At 73.6% G+C, this 14818-nt stretch carries 13 protein-coding genes; 9 read left to right on the top strand and 4 right to left on the bottom strand.

What is annotated here, in order from left to right; all coding sequences use genetic code 11:
* Window positions 1–204: 204 nt before the first annotated feature.
* Window positions 205–3495, top strand: coding sequence for a BTAD domain-containing putative transcriptional regulator (locus tag ACGFIQ_RS32200; RefSeq protein WP_393249415.1), 3291 nt, complete (start codon window positions 205–207; stop codon window positions 3493–3495).
* Between the two features lie 90 nt (window positions 3496–3585).
* Window positions 3586–4278, top strand: a complete 693-nt coding sequence (locus ACGFIQ_RS32195; protein WP_393249413.1) for a hemerythrin domain-containing protein — start codon at window positions 3586–3588, stop codon at window positions 4276–4278.
* 88 nt (window positions 4279–4366) lie between these two features.
* On the opposite strand, the gene ACGFIQ_RS32190 is transcribed toward ACGFIQ_RS32195, so the two are convergent.
* From ACGFIQ_RS32190 to ACGFIQ_RS32175, 4 genes are all read right to left on the bottom strand, one after another.
* The gene (locus ACGFIQ_RS32190) at window positions 4367–4933 is read right to left on the bottom strand and encodes a dienelactone hydrolase family protein (protein WP_393249411.1); all 567 of its coding nucleotides are present in this window, start codon (window positions 4931–4933) and stop codon (window positions 4367–4369) included.
* Window positions 4934–4988: 55 nt separating this feature from the next.
* A complete protein-coding gene (locus ACGFIQ_RS32185) occupies window positions 4989–6095 on the bottom strand; it encodes a nucleotide disphospho-sugar-binding domain-containing protein (RefSeq protein WP_393249409.1) in 1107 nt (368 codons plus the stop codon).
* A gap of 140 nt (window positions 6096–6235) precedes the next feature.
* Window positions 6236–7543 (bottom strand): phenylacetate--CoA ligase PaaK, encoded by a 1308-nt coding sequence (gene paaK, locus ACGFIQ_RS32180; RefSeq protein ID WP_393249407.1) that lies wholly within the window; start codon window positions 7541–7543, stop codon window positions 6236–6238.
* 78 nt (window positions 7544–7621) lie between these two features.
* Window positions 7622–8071 (bottom strand): MarR family winged helix-turn-helix transcriptional regulator, encoded by a 450-nt coding sequence (locus ACGFIQ_RS32175; RefSeq protein WP_393249405.1) that lies wholly within the window; start codon window positions 8069–8071, stop codon window positions 7622–7624.
* Between the two features lie 138 nt (window positions 8072–8209).
* Here ACGFIQ_RS32175 and ACGFIQ_RS32170 point away from each other — a divergent pair, with 138 nt between their 5' ends.
* From ACGFIQ_RS32170 to ACGFIQ_RS32140, 7 genes are all read left to right on the top strand, one after another.
* Window positions 8210–9430: an MFS transporter gene (locus ACGFIQ_RS32170; RefSeq protein ID WP_393249403.1), complete on the top strand. Its 1221-nt coding sequence runs from the start codon at window positions 8210–8212 to the stop codon at window positions 9428–9430.
* A gap of 142 nt (window positions 9431–9572) precedes the next feature.
* Window positions 9573–10331 carry a class I SAM-dependent methyltransferase gene (locus ACGFIQ_RS32165; RefSeq protein ID WP_393249401.1) on the top strand — a complete coding sequence of 253 codons (759 nt, stop codon included), beginning with the start codon at window positions 9573–9575 and terminating at the stop codon, window positions 10329–10331.
* Between the two features lie 181 nt (window positions 10332–10512).
* Window positions 10513–10989, top strand: a complete 477-nt coding sequence (locus ACGFIQ_RS32160) for a fluoride efflux transporter FluC (RefSeq protein ID WP_393249399.1) — start codon at window positions 10513–10515, stop codon at window positions 10987–10989.
* Complete coding sequence (gene crcB / locus ACGFIQ_RS32155; RefSeq protein ID WP_393249397.1) at window positions 10986–11348, top strand: fluoride efflux transporter CrcB; 363 nt, start codon at window positions 10986–10988, stop codon at window positions 11346–11348. The genes ACGFIQ_RS32160 and crcB overlap by 4 nt, the downstream gene beginning before the upstream one ends.
* Window positions 11349–11462: 114 nt before the next feature.
* Entirely contained in the window at window positions 11463–11987 is a 525-nt protein-coding gene (locus ACGFIQ_RS32150) for a PadR family transcriptional regulator (RefSeq protein WP_091398392.1), read from the top strand.
* On the top strand, window positions 11984–12664 hold the full coding sequence (locus ACGFIQ_RS32145) for an ABC transporter ATP-binding protein (RefSeq protein ID WP_393249395.1): 681 nt from the start codon (window positions 11984–11986) through the stop codon (window positions 12662–12664). Before ACGFIQ_RS32150 ends, ACGFIQ_RS32145 begins: the two co-directional genes overlap by 4 nt.
* Window positions 12661–14817: an FtsX-like permease family protein gene (locus tag ACGFIQ_RS32140; RefSeq protein ID WP_393249393.1), complete on the top strand. Its 2157-nt coding sequence runs from the start codon at window positions 12661–12663 to the stop codon at window positions 14815–14817. The genes ACGFIQ_RS32145 and ACGFIQ_RS32140 overlap by 4 nt, the downstream gene beginning before the upstream one ends.
* Window position 14818: the final 1 nt, after the last annotated feature.

The following is a 14818-nucleotide window of genomic DNA, read 5'->3' as shown; positions in this document are numbered from 1 at the left end:
AGATACCGGAGACCTCGCTACATCTCGAACACCGACACGCGAAGATCCTCACCCAACAGCTCACGCCCTGGCACCGACTTCGACACAGGCCCTAGCAGGGGCAGTCGACAAGAAGGCGCTGCGGACAGGCGCTACCGCTCGTGATTGCCGAAACCACGGTAGATCGGGAAGGCCACCCGGCGCGTGACTAGGATTGGCCCGGTCATGCTGCTACGGGTGCTCGGGCCGCTTGAGGTCGAGGTCGACTCAGGCGGACCTGTCGACCTCGGCGGCCCCCGCCAACGCGCCGTGCTCGCGCTGCTGCTGGCGGCCCGGGGCGAGGTCGTCTCCGTCGGTCGGATGATCGAGGATCTGTGGCGGGGTGACCCGCCGCCGCGGGCGATCGCCTCCCTGCAGGCGTACGTCTCGCACCTGCGCCGCCTGTTGGAGCCGTCGCGCGAGCGCCGCGCGCCGGCGCGGGTCCTGGTCACCGCGCCGCCCGGCTACGCGATCCGGGTGCCCGCCGACGCGGTCGACGCCTGTCGCTTCGAGCGGCTGCTCGTGCAGGCGCGGGCGGTCAGCTCCACCGACCCGGGCCGGGCACGTCACCTGCTGGGCACGGGGCTCGACCTGTGGCGTGGTCGGGCGTACGCCGAATTCGCCGGGGAACCGTGGGCGCAGGCCGAGGTGCTGCGGCTGGAGGAGTCGCGGCTGGGCGCCCGGGAGCTGCTGCTCGATCTGACGGTGCGCTTCGGCGACCCGGCCGAGGCGGTGTCCGAGGCGGAGGTGCTGACCCGGCAGGCGCCGCTGCGGGAGGAGTGTTGGCGACTGCTGGCGCTGGCGTTGTGGCGTGCCGGTCGGCAGGGCGACGCGCTCGCCGCGCTGCGCCGGGCGCGAGCGACCCTCGCCGACCAGCTCGGCCTGGACCCGGGGCCGGCGTTGGTCGAGGTGGAGTCCGCGATCCTGGGCCAGCGCCTCGACCTGCTGCCCCCGGTGGCCGCCACGGCGGTACGCGTCGGCGCCGAGCGACAGGTGCCGGAGGATGTGTTCGTCGGACGGGAGGCCGAGCTGGCGGCTCTCCGGCAGGCAGCGGCCGAGGCGGCGGCCGGCGGGCCACGCGTCGCGCTGCTCAGCGGGGAGGCCGGGGCCGGCAAGACGAGCCTGCTCACCCGATTCCGCGACGGGCTCGCCGCCGACGGCTGGCTGGTCACCGTGGGCCGCTGCCCCGAGGTCGAGGGCGCCCCGCCGGCCTGGGCCTGGGTCGAGGCGTTGCGGCAACTCGCCGGGCAGGCGCCGCCGGGTGATCTCGCACCGGCCCTCGCCCCGCTGCTCGGCGACGGCGACGGCGACGGAGGGGGCGACGTCACCGCCGGCCGGTTCCGGCTGCACCGTGCCGTCGGGGCCTGGTTGGACGCCGCCGCGGCCCGTCGACCGGTCGCCGTCGTCCTCGACGACCTGCACGCCGCCGATGCCGAGACGCTGCTCCTGCTGAACAGCGTCGTCGAGTTGACCACCGGGGCCGTCCTGTTCGTCGCGGCGTTGCGCCCGGCCGAGCACCGCGAACGGCTCGCCGACACGATGGCCGTCCTGGCCCGCCGATCATCCCTGCGGATCCCGTTGGCCGGTCTGACGCCGCCGGAGGTGCAGCGGCTGCTCGGCGCGCTGGCCCGGACCACCGTCGACCCGGACACGGTCGCCGCGCTGGCCGAGCGGACCGGCGGCAACCCGTTCTACGTGCGGGAGTCGGCCCGACTGTTGGCCACCGAGGGCACCCTCGTCGCCACCAGCGACGTGCCGGAGGGCGTACGCGACGTGCTGCGCCGACGGCTCTCCCGCCTGCCCTCGGCGGCCGTCTCGGCGCTGCGCCTCACCGCGGCCGCCGGGCGGGAGGCCGAGGTACGCACACTTGTCGACGCCGCCGGCACCGACGAGACCTCCGTCCTCGAAGCGCTGGAGGTCGGGCTGGCCGCCGGGCTGCTCACCGAACCGGCGCCGGGGCGGGTGCGCTTCGTGCACGGGCTGGTCCGCGACACCATCTACACCGACCTGCCCCAGCTACGCCGTACCCGCCTGCACGCCCGGATCGCCGCGGCCACCCGCCGGCTGACACCCGACGACTATCCCGCCCTGGCCCACCACTACGCCCGTGCGGCGTCGGCCGACACCGCGCCGCTCGCCGTCGAGTACGCCGTCCGCGCCGCCGAACTGGCCGAGCGGCGGTACGCGTACGACGCGGCGATCGAGGTGCTCACCAACGCCGTGGACGCCGCCGGGTCGGTCAGCGGGGATCACGACGCGCTGCGCGTCGACCTGCTCGGCCGGCTGCTGCGCGCCCAGGCTCGGGCCGGCGCGGTGGCCGCCGCCCGCCGGACCCGCGCCCGCGCCATCGACGTCGCCACCGCGTCCGACCGCGACGATCTGCTGGTCGCGGCCTTCACCGCGTGGACCGTCCCCACCCCGTGGCTGACCCACGAGTACGGCGTGGTGGACCACCGCGTCGTCGAGCTGCTCACCCGGCTCCTGCGCGCCGACGACCTGGACCCGGTCGCCCGCTGCCGGCTGCTGGAGGCGCTGGCCACGGAGCTGGACGGCGAGTCCGACCCGCGGGGCGTGGCGGCCGGGCGGGAGGCGCTGGCCCTCAGCCGGCGGCTGGACGACCCGGAGCTGCGTGCCCTCGGGCTGGCCGCGCGGGTACGCACCATGAGCTACGAGCGGGAGGCGTCGGCGCGTCGGGAGTTGGCGCTGGAACTGCGCGCCCTCGCCGACGCGCACGGGCTGGTGACCTACCGCTCGGTGGCCGAGCAGGTGCTCGGGCACAGCGCCGCCGCGCTCAACGAGCCGGACGACCTGCGCCTCAGCGTCGCCCGGCACGGGTGGCTGGCCGAGACGTACCAGCTCAACGAGGCGCAGACGATCCACAGGTGCGCGCTGGGCGCGCTCGCGCACGTCGCCGGCGACTTCGTCGCGGCGCAGCGGCACTACGACGAGGTCGCCGAGCAGATGCGGCGGCAGGGTTCACTGCACGCCGAGGCCTTCCACTTCTTCTCGGTGGGGACCCTGCTGATCAGCCAGGGCCGCTTCGGCGAGCATCTGGAGGCCACCCGGCGGATACGCGGATCGTTGGGCCCGATCGTGGACGACCTGCTGGCGCTGGCGCTGATCGGGAGCGGCCGGGTGGACGAGGCGCGGGCCATGCCAATCGGGCGGCACACCTACCGCCCGGACTACTTCGAGTCGGCGCTGCTCAGCGTGCGCGCGATGGTCATCGTGGCGCTGGGTCGCCGGGACCTGGCCCAGCCCGTGATCGACACGCTGCTCCCGGTACGCGACCAACTGGCCGGTTTCTCCACCACGGCGGCCGTGGTACGGCCGGTCGCGCTGACGCTCGGTGAGCTGTACCGGCTGCTGGGTCGCACCGAGGAGGCGACCCGGCACTTCACCCTCGCCGCGCGGGTGGCCCGCCGGTGGGAGTCGCCGCACTGGCTGGCCGCGGCGACGGCCGCGTTGGCCGACTGACCGTCGCTGCTGGTGGACTCCAAGCCGATTCCAAGTGCCACCGAGCATGATCAACAGATCTGTGCCAGTTGATCCCTCGGAAAGGTCACCGTGAACCAGAACCACCGCGAAGCCATGGCCGACGTGCGCGACATGTACATGGCGCACTCGGCGCTCCGTCGCGAGTTCAGCCTGCTGCCGCAGCTCGTCCGCGACGTCACACCGGGCGACGCCACGCGCGCGGAGGTCGTCGGCGCCCACGCCGAGATGCTCTGCCACATCCTGCACACGCACCACGAGGGCGAGGACCTGCTGCTGTGGCCCCTGCTGCTGGAGCGCGGAGGCGCGGAGGCAACGGCCATCGTCCCCACCATGGAGGCGCAGCACCACGCCATCGAGGACGCCCACACGGCGGTGGTCGCCCTGCTGCCGCAGTGGCGTCGCACCGGACGCGACGGCGGGCAGCTCGCGGACGCCCTGGAGCAGCTGCGCGCCGCGCTGGTCGAACACATGGCCCTGGAGGAGGCCGAGATCCTGCCCCTGGCGCAACGGCACGTCACCGCCCGGGAGTGGATGCGGCTCGGCGAGCACGGAATGAGCAATTCCCCGAAGAAGCTGCTGCCGCTGGCCTTCGGCCTGGCCATGTACGAGGGCGACCCGGCGGTGGTCAAGGCGGTGCTGGCGCACGCCCCGCTGCCGGCCCGGCTGCTCATGCCGATCATCGCCCCCCGGCTCTTCGCCGCGCACGCCAGGCGGGTGCACGGCACCGCCACGCCCCCGCGCATCGGCGCCGGCACGCACTGAGCGAGAGGCGGGACGGCCGCCGTCGGGAGTCGCCGGCGCACAGCGGGCCAGCACGCGCGGCCAGGCCGCCGTCAGGAGTCGCTGACGCTCAGCGGGGCGCCAGGAAGGTCAGCACGCGCGGCCAGGCCGCCGCCGTGGCGTCCGGGGAGTGCTCGGCGAGGTCCGGGTCGGTGAACAGGTGGCCCACGCCGGGATAGCGGAAGACCGTCAGGTCGGCGCCGGCGTCGGTGAGCGCCTGCTGCCACTCGGCGACCTCGTCCGGGGCGTCGAACGGGTCGGGGTCGGCGAGGTGCAACTGCACCGGCAACCCGGGTCGGACCGCGTCGGGTGCGCCGCCGGTGCCGTGCAACAGGAGCAGGCCAGCGCAGTGGGGGCGCTCGGCCAACAGCGCCCCGGCCACACCGGCGCCCATCGAGAAGCCGGCGAGCACCGTCTCCGGTGGCAGGTCACGCAACGCCGCCCGGGCCCGGTCCAGCACCACCTCGTGGCCGATCTTGTCGAGCAGCGCGAAGCCGTCCTCGACGGAGTCGGTGGCCGGTACGCCGTACAGGTCGGGGGTGGCGACCTGGTGCCCGGCGGCACGCAGCCGGTCGGCGGCGGCGCGCACGGCGGGCCGCAGCCCGTACACGGAGTGGAACAGCACGACGTGTCGCATCACGTCATCCTGCCCCAGCGGAACGCGCTCCCGGCGCGGCCACGCGGGGTCACCGTCAGGCCAGTGCCGCCAGCCGCGCGACCAGGTCGGCCGGCGGCGGCATCGCGGCGATCTCCCGGCTGACCTGCCCGGCGGCGGTACGCAGGCGGTCGTCGGTGAGCAGCTGGGTCAGCGCCCGCGCGGTGATGTCCCGGGGGCGCAGCGCCAGACCGGCACCCCGGTGGGCCACCAGCTCGGCGTTGTGCCGCCGGTCCCCCGGACCCGTCGTGGCCAGCTGCGGCAGGCCGGCGGCGAGGGCACCGAAGATGCTGCCCGCCCCGCCGTGGTGCACCAGCGCCGCACTCGACGGCAACGCCGCGTCGAGCGGGATCCAGTCGACCACCCGCACGTTGCCGGGCAGCGACCGGGACGACCGCTCGTCGGGCCGGACCAGCACGATCTCGGCGTCCACCTCGGCGGCGGCCGCGACCACGGCGGGCATCGGCCCCCGGTCGCCGGGGCCGGTCAACGTGCTGCGGGTGACCAGGATGCGCGGTCGTTCACCCGGGTCCCGCAGCCAGGCCGGTAGCTCGCCGCCGCCGACGTAGGAGGCGTAGCGCATCGGCCAGCCATCCTGCCTCGCCACGCTGGGCGGGGCCACGGCCAGCGCGGCGGCCGGTGGCGGCAGCTCGGTCAGGCCGTGCCGCCGCAGCGCGGGACCGAGCCGGGCGGTGGTGGCGCGCACCAGGTCCCGACCGTCGAAGAGAGAGTTCTCCTGCCGAACCGCCGGCACACCCAGCCGGGCGGCGGCCACCGCGCCGGCCACCGCGAACGGCTCGTGCAGCACCAGATCCGGCCGCCACTCGGTGGCCAACGTGACAACCGGGTCGGTGAGCTTGTCGTTGAGCGTGCCGAAGAGCAGGCCGGCGCCCCGGGTGCCGGCGGTGCCGGCCAACTCGGCGCGGGCGATCAGCGGGTGGCGGGGGAAGAGGCGCAGCGCGATCCGGCCGAAGTCGAAGCCCGGTGCGATGTCGTGCACCGGCAGACCGGCCTCGGCGGCGGCCAGGCCACCGCCACCGGTGGCCAGCAGCACGTCGTGGCCGGCATCGCGCAGCGCGACCGCGAGCGGCACCAGCGGAAAGACGTGCCCGACCAGCGGGGCGGAGACCACCAGCACACGCATGCGCAGATCTTAGGTCGGCGGCGCAACCGGAACACGACATCGGACTTCCGACCACGCCACCTGCCCCAGCCGTGGGGCAGCTCTACGGGGTGCCGGGCAGCGGACCGGCCCAGGACGGGGCCCAGGCGCTCGGCCGGGGTTCAGGTGGGTCGCCGCCTGTCGACGATGCGGCGCATCTTGCCGACCGACCGCTCCACCGCGTCCGGCGCGAGGACGTCGACCGCCACGCTCACGCCGACGGTGTTCTTCACCAGCTCGACCAATGTCGCGCCGGCCCGCTCGGCGGCGTCCGCCGCGACCCCGGCCCGCCGCTCCACCCGGACGGTCAGGGTGTCCAACCGGCCCCGCCGATCGAGGACGCACTGGAAGTGCGGCGACAACTGCGGGGTACGCAGGATCAGCTCCTCGATCTGGGTGGGAAAGACGTTCACCCCGCGCACGATCATCATGTCGTCCGTCCGGCCGGTGATCTTCTCGATCCGGCGCATCGGGCGGGCGGTGCCGGGCAGCAGCCGCGTCAGGTCGCGGGTGCGGTACCGCACCACCGGCATCGCCTCCTTGGTCAGGGAGGTCAACACCAGCTCACCCCGCTCGCCGTCGGGCAGCACGGCCCCGGTCACCGGGTCGATGATCTCCGGGTAGAAGTGGTCCTCCCAGAGGTGCAGGCCGTCCTTGGTCTCGACGCACTCGGTGGCCACACCGGGGCCCATCACCTCGGACAGCCCGTAGATGTCGACGGCGTGGATGTCCACCTGCTGCTCGATCTCGCGGCGCATGTCCTCGGTCCACGGCTCGGCGCCGAAGATGCCCACCCGCAGGGAGGTGGCCCGCGGGTCGACGCCTTGACGACGCATCTCGTCGACGATGGCCAGCAGGTAGCTGGGCGTGACCATGATGACCTCGGGTTCGAAGTCGCGGATCAGCAGCACCTGACGCTCGGTCATGCCCCCGGAGACCGGGATGACCGTGCAGCCCAGCTCCTCGGCCCCGTAGTGCGCGCCCAGGCCACCCGTGAAGAGCCCATAGCCGTACGCGACGTGCACCCGGTCGCCGGGACGACCGCCGGAGGCGCGGATCGAGCGGGCCATCAGCCGCGCCCAGGTGTGCAGGTCGTCGCGGGTGTAGCCGACGACTGTCGGCCGGCCGGTGGTGCCGGAGGAGGCGTGCAGCCGGGCCACCCGCTCCCGGGGGACGGCGAACATGCCGAACGGGTAGTTGTCCCGCAACTCCGCCTTGCCGGTGAACGGAAAGCGGGCCAGGTCGTCGAGGTCCCGGCAGTCGTCGGGGTGCACCCCGGCCGCGTCGAACGCCCGGCGGTAGTGCGGCACGTTGTCGTACGCGTGCCGCAACGACCAGCGCAGCCGTTCGCGTTGCAGGGCGCGCAGCTCGTCGATCCCGGCGCGCTCGATCGGCTCCAGCTCCTCCGCACGAGGGGTGCGGTCCTGCATCGCGTGCCTCCTTGGCGCGGCGGTCCCGGTGGGGCTGCGGGTACCGTACGCCCGCCGTCGCCCGGACCGGCGGGGCGGTCAGCGGCTGGCCGGCAACCGGTGCAGGGCGTCGACCAGCGGGGCCAGCTCGGGGGTGGCCTCGGCCTCGGCGAGCGCGTCGGTGAGCACCCGGTCGTGGGTCGGTCGAGTCTGGGCGAGCAGTTCGGAACCGGCCGCGGTCAGCTCGGTGTAGATGCCGCGCCGGTCGTCGGCGCAGAGGATGCGGGTGAGCAGCCCCCGCTGTTCGAGGCGGGTGACCAGCCGGGTGGTGGCACTGCCGGAGAGCGCGGCGGCGCGGGCGAGCTGACTCATCCGCATGTGCCAGCCGTCCTGCCGGGAGAGCGCGTCGAGCACCGTGTATTCGACGACGGAGAGGTCGTGGCCTGCCTGCAGGGCCCGCTCCAGGGACGTCTCGATCAGCCCGTGCAGGGCGGCGAGGGTGCGCCAGCCCTGCGCGCGGATCTCGACCGCGTCGTCGGCGATGCCCATGCCGGCCCTCCTCGGGTGTGACCTTGACGGGCCCCAGGCTAGCACGCTTGCGCAGGTATCCAGCGCGTGCAAGTATCTCGTTGCTGGCGCGTGTAGTTGCACGCGCCGCATATCTGCCCCCTCCCCGATGGGAAGACCATGTCCGTACGCCACAAGTCCCTGCCGCCCGGCCTGATCGCGCTGGCCATCGGCGCGTTCGGCATCGGGCTGACCGAATTCGTGATCATGGGGCTGCTGCCCGAGGTGGCCGCCGACTTCGCGGTCACCGAGCCGGTGGCCGGCTGGCTGATCTCCGGCTACGCGCTCAGCGTGGCCGTCGGCGGGGTCGCCCTCACCGCGGCGGTCACCCGCCTGCCGCGCAAGCCGGTGCTGCTCGGCCTGATGGTGCTGTTCATCATCGGCAACCTGCTCTCCGCCGTCGCCGGCGACTACGCCGTGATGATGGCCGGCCGGATCGTCGCCGCGCTCTGCCACGGCGCGTTCTTCGGCATCGGCGCCGTGGTTGCCGCCGGCCTGGTCGCACCGGCCCGCCGGGCGGGCGCCATCGCCATGATGTTCGCCGGCCTGACCATCGCCAACGTGCTCGGCGTGCCGTTCGGCACCTTCCTCGGGCAGCACTTCGGCTGGCGGTCGACGTTCTGGGCGATCACCGCCATCGGGGTGGTCGCCCTGGTCGGGCTGGCCCTGCTCATCCCGGCGGGTGGCACCGCCAACGCCGACCGCCCGGCCGGTGGGCTGCGCGGCGAGTTGCGGGCGTTCACCCACCCGCAGGTCTGGCTCTCCCTGGTGATCACCGTCCTGGGCTTCGGCGGGATGTTCGGCGCGTTCACCTACATCGCCTACACGCTGACCGAGGTCAGCGGCTTCGCCACCGGCACCGTGCCGTGGCTGCTCGTCCTCTTCGGGGTGGGGCTCTTCGCCGGCAACCTGCTCGGCGGCCGGGCGGCGGACAGGTCGCTGTCGCGCACCCTGGTCACCGTCCTGGCGGTGCTCACCGTGGTCCTCGTCGGTTTCGCGCTGACCGCCACGAACCCGGTGCTGACCATCGTCGCGCTGGTGCTGATGGGCGGGTTCGGGTTCGCCACCGTGCCGCCGCTGCAGATGCGGATCATGCGGTACGCCCAGCAGGCGCCGACGCTGGCGTCCGGGGCGAACATCGCCGCGTTCAACCTCGGCAACGCGCTGGGCGCGTGGATCGGCGGGGTGACCATCGCCGCCGGCCTCGGCTACACCTCGCCGATCTGGGCCGGCGCCGCACTCACCCTCATCGGCCTGGGCGTACTCCTCGGCGCCCTGCGGCTGGCCCGCCGCGACGAGCCGACCAGGGCCGACGCGAGCCCGGTGGACGCCACGGTCTGACCTCTGTGGGAGAAGGACGCCGGGCCGGGCGGATGCCCGACCCGGCGTCGCTCTGATCATCGCCCTGCCATCATCCGGCAATTGCAAAAGATGTGCAACAAGGTCTGGACAACGCGCTCGGCCCGTAACTAGCCTGCTCGCTATGAGTCCTTACATTTCGGAACCGTGGGCCTGGCAGGAGAGCTGGGACCGTCAGCAGGAGGCCTACCTGCCGGACCGGGAACACCGGTTCGCCACCATGCTGGACACCGTCGACGCGGTGCTCGACGGTCGGCCGCCGCGCGTGCTCGACCTGGCCGGCGGCACCGGCACCATCTCGCTGCGGACGCTGGCGCGCTTCCCCGACGCGGAGGTGACACTCGTGGACCTCGACCCGGCGCTGCTCACCATCGCCGGCGCCTCGCTGGCCGACCGGGCCACCATCGTCACGGCCGACCTCGGCACCCCCGAGTGGCGCTCCGCGCTCCCCCACCAGGAGTACGACGCCGTGCTCACCGCCACCGCCCTGCACTGGCTGCCGGCCGACCGGCTCGGGCAGCTCTACGCCGAACTGCGCGACGTGCTGCGCCCGGGCGGCGTCTTCGTCAACGCCGACCACATGCCCGACGACAGCCTGCCGGAGCTGACCAAGCGGCTGCTGGACCGGGCCCGGGACCGGCGCAACGCCCGGTACGCCGCCGGCTCGGTGCCGTCCTGGTCGGACTGGTGGGAGCGGGCCGCCGCCGATCCGGCGCTCGCCCCGCTCGTCGCCCAGCGGCAGGCCATCTACCCGACCGGGCACAGCCCGGAGTGGAACCCGCCGGTCTCGTGGCACCTGGCCGCGCTCACCGCGGCCGGCTTCAGCGAGGTCGGCACGGTGTGGCGCGGCGGCCCGGACGCCGCCGTCGCGGCAGTGCGCTGACCGCCGCCCTCGCGGCAGTGCGCTGACCGCCGCCCTCGCGGCAGTGCGCTGACCGCCGCCCTCGCGGCAGTGCGCTGACCGCCGCCGTCGCGGTCGTGACGCTGACCGCCGCCGTGACGCTGACTACCGCAGTCGCCGTGGTGCGCTGACCGCCGCCGTCGCGGCACTACGCTGAGGACCCGTGCCAGAGCCGCCGGACCAACGCACCGATCCCGACGTCGACCTCCGTGTCGGCGCCGATCGGGGCGAGCTGACCACTCGCCCCGTCACGATCCTCGCCAGCATCGCGGCCGGCGGGGTGGTCGGTGCGCTGGCCCGAGCCGCCCTGCAACATGCCGCCCCCCATGCGGCGACGGGCTTCCCGTGGGCCACGTTCGCCATCAACCTGTCCGGCTGCCTGCTGATCGGTGTGCTGATGGCGATCCTCACCCACCTCGGCGGTGGGCATCCGCTGGCCCGCCCGTTCCTCGGCGTCGGGGTGCTCGGCGGGTTCACCACGTTCTCCACCTACGCGGTGGACGTCCAGCAGGCACTTGTCGCGGGCGCACCGGGCACCGCGCTGGCGTACCTGGCCGGCACGCTGCTCGGGGCACTTGTCGCGGTCGGGCTGGGCGACGCCGTGACCGCGGCACTGCTGCGGCGGCGGGTGGCCCGATGACCGCCCTGCTCATCGCCCTGGGGGCGGCCGTCGGCGCACCGTTGCGCTACCTCACCGACCGGGCCGTACAGTCCCGGCACGACTCGGCGTTTCCGTGGGGCACGCTCACCGTCAACGTGGTCGGCTCGCTGCTGCTCGGCGTACTCGTCGGGTGGCCGACCGGCCCGGCGGTCACCGCGCTGCTCGGCACCGGGTTCTGTGGGGCGCTGACCACCTACTCCACCCTCAGCTACGAGACGCTGCGGCTGGCGCGGGGCGGTCGTCGATTCCTCGCGCTGGCCAACGTGCTCGGCAGCGTGGCAGCCGGGCTCGCCGCGGCCACCGCCGGCTACGCCGTGGCCCGCGCCCTGACCGGCTGACCGCACGCCAGCCGCCGCGCACCCGCCTCCCTCCCACCAACGCCTGGACCAGGGCAAACCCAGACCACACCGAGGGTATATACGCGAGGTATACCCTCGGTGTAGTCTCCTCCCATGAGCGTGCCCCTGACCCTTCTCGGCCTCCTCGAACGAGAGCCCAGCCACGGCTACGACCTGAAGCGTGACTACGACGCCTTCTTCGGCCGCGGCAAGCCACTGCCGTTCGGCCAGGTCTACTCCACCCTCAGCCGCCTGGCCCGCGACGGCAAGGTGGTGATCAGCGACGTCGCTCCCGGCTCCGGCCCCGACCGCAAGCGCTACATCATCACCGACGTCGGCGCGACAGAGGTCGAGCAGTGGCTGACCCAGCCGGTCGACCCCGAGCCGCACCTGCAGACGGTGCTCTTCGCCAAGGTCGTGCTCGCGCTGATGCTGGACCGGCCCGCCGCCGAATACCTCGACACCCAGCGCAGCGCACACCTGCACCGGATGCGTGAGCTCACCGAGATCAAGCGCGCCGGCAGCCTGGTCGACGCGCTGCTCGCCGACCACGGTCTCTACCACCTGGAGGCGGACCTCCGGTGGATCGAGATGACCGGCGCCCGGCTGGACGCCCTGCGGAAAGAGGTGCGGCCATGAGCGTCGTGATCGAAGCACGGGACGTGGCGTTCTCCTTCGGCCAGACGCCCGCCCTTCGCGGCGCCAGCGTCGCCGTGGAGGCGGGCGAGATCCTCGCCGTCATGGGCCCCAGCGGCTCGGGCAAGTCCACCCTGCTGCACTGCCTGGCCGGCATCCTGGTGCCCGACTCCGGCGAGATCCTCCTCGACGGAGCCCGGATCGACACCATGGCCGAGACCCAGCGCAGCAGCCTGCGCCGCGACCGCTTCGGCTTCGTGTTCCAGTTCGGCCAGCTCGTCCCCGAGCTGACCGCGGTGGAGAACGTCGCCCTGCCGCTGCTGCTCAGCGGCGTACACCGCAAGCAGGCGCTGCCGAGGGCGAGAGCCTGGTTCGCGCGGCTCGGCCTGGACGGCCTGGAGCAGCGCCGCTCCGGCGAGCTGTCCGGCGGGCAGGCGCAACGCGTCGCCCTGGCCCGGGGCCTGGTCGCCGAGCCGCAGGTGCTCTTCGCCGACGAGCCGACCGGCGCGCTCGACTCACTCACCGGCGAGCAGGTGATGGACCTGCTGGTCGGCGCCGCCCGCGAGCAGGGCACCACTGTCATCCTGGTGACCCACGAACCCCGGATCGCCGCGTACGCCGACCGTGAGGTCATGGTCCGCGACGGGCGCGTGAACGCGCCGGACCGGATCGCCTCATGATCCGCTTCGGGCTCCGCCTCGCTGTGGCCGGCGGTCGGGAGGCGCTGACCCGCCTGCTCGTCATCGCTGCCGCCGTCGCGATCGGCAGTGGGCTGCTGCTGACCACCCTCGCCGGGGTCAACGCGGTCAACGCCCAGCTCACCCGGTACGCGTCGGTCTATCCCTACGCCTCGACCGGCGGCGACGCCGATCCCCTGTGGTGGTCGACGCGCGAGGACTACTTCCACGGCAAGCAGATCATTCGGATCGACGTCGCCGCGACCGGCCCGGACGCCCCCACCCCGACCGGCGTCCCGAGCACGCCGGGGGCCGGGGAGTACTACGCCTCGCCCGCGTTGCGGAAGCTGCTGGCCGCCCACCCCACCGACCAACTGGCTGACCGTTACCCGGGGCGCGACATCGGCACCGTCGGCCCGGCCGGATTGACCTCACCGGACACCCTGCTCGTCATCCGGGGCGGCACCCCCGACGAGGTGGCCACATTGCCCCTCGCCAGGCAGCTCACCACCGTCGGCGACACTCCCGCGCTGCCCGAGACGACTGTGAACCTCATCCTGAGCGTGATCGCAGGCGGGCTGCTGTTCCCGTTGCTGATCTTCGTCGGCACCGCCACCCGGCTCAACGCGGCCCGCCGGGAGCAGCGCTTCGCCGCGATGCGCCTGGTCGGCGCCACCCCGAAGCAGATCTCGGTGGTCGCGGCGGTGGAGGCGACCACCGCGGCCGTCGTCGGCACCGCCGTCGGCTTCGGCCTGTTCTACGCCTTCCGCGGCCCGATGGCGGCCATCCCGTTCACGGGCATGCCGTTCTTCCCCAGCGACATGTCGCTGGGCGTGCTGGACGCCCTGCTGGTGGCGCTCGGCGTTCCGGCCGGCGCGGCGGTGGCTGCCCAGGTCTCGCTGCGCCGGGTACGGATCTCGCCGCTGGGCGTGACGCGCCGGGTCACTCCCCGCGCCCCGCGGGCGTACCGGCTGATCCCGATCCTGCTCGGTGTCGCCGTGCTGTTCTTCGCCATCGGGTTCCGGCCCCCGACATCCGATGGCCAGGCCGCGGTGTTCCTTCCCAGCCTGCTGCTCATCATGGCCGGCCTGATCCTCGCCGGCCCGTGGCTGACGATGGTCGGCGCCCGGGTGATGGCCCGGTTCGCCAACCGCCCCGCCACCCTCATCGCCGCGCGACGCCTCGCCGACAACCCGAAGGCCGGCTTCCGGGCGATCAGCGGCATCATGCTCGCGCTCTTCGTGACGAGCGTGGCCGTCGGCGTGATCACCACGATCGTCGCCAACCGCGGCCCGGCACCGGTCGGCTCGACCGAGGCGGGACAGGTGTCGCTCTACCTTCCCGAGGATGCACCGGCGACGCCTGACTCGCTCTTCACCGACCTACGCTCGATCACCGGCGTGCGGTCCGCGTTCGCGGTGCGCGAGAACCCGGACCGGATGAGCGCCAGCGAGCCCGGCCTGATCGCGTGCGCCGAGATCCCGAGCGCGTACGGCCGGTGCGCCGAAGGCGCCACCGTCGCCGAGGTAGCGACGGGTCTCATCCCCTTCCGGGAGTCGGCGTCGTCCAGCAGGGTCTGGCCCGCCGCATCGGTTCCACTCGGCGAACTCCAACAGCTGCCGGTGATGTCGATCGTCGTCGACACTGACGGTTCCGCCGCCACCATCGAGCGCTCGCGCACCGCGCTCGAGACCGCCCTGCCGGCCTTCCGGGTGGCGCCGAACGTGCCCGGTGACTTCGAGTCGGAGTTCGCCAACACGCTGCGCGGCTGGGAACAACTGGCCAACGTCGTCATCATCGCCAGCCTCGCGCTCGGCGGGTGCAGCCTCGCGGTCAGCGTCATCGGCGGGCTCACCGAACGCCGACGCCCGTTCAGCCTGCTGCGTCTCAGCGGCGCACCGGTGCGGGTCCTGCGTCGGGTGGTGGCGTTGGAGAGCGCCGTACCGATGCTCGCCGTCGCCGCCGTCGCCATCGGGATGGGACTCCTCGCCGCCCACCTGTTCCTGCGGGCACAGATGGGTTACACGCTGATCGCGCCGGAGCCACGCTTCTACGTGATCGTCGTCGTCGGGTTGGCAGCCTGCCTCGGTGTCATCGCCTCGACCCTGCCGCTGCTGGAACGGATCACCGGCCCGGAGACCGCCCGCAGCGAGTAGT

The sequence above is a fragment of the Micromonospora sp. NPDC048898 genome, from assembly GCF_043198035.1.
Lineage (GTDB): Bacteria > Actinomycetota > Actinomycetes > Mycobacteriales > Micromonosporaceae > Micromonospora.
The sequence above is the reverse complement of the archived record's forward strand: the minus strand, read 5'-3'. Positions and strand labels throughout refer to the sequence as shown.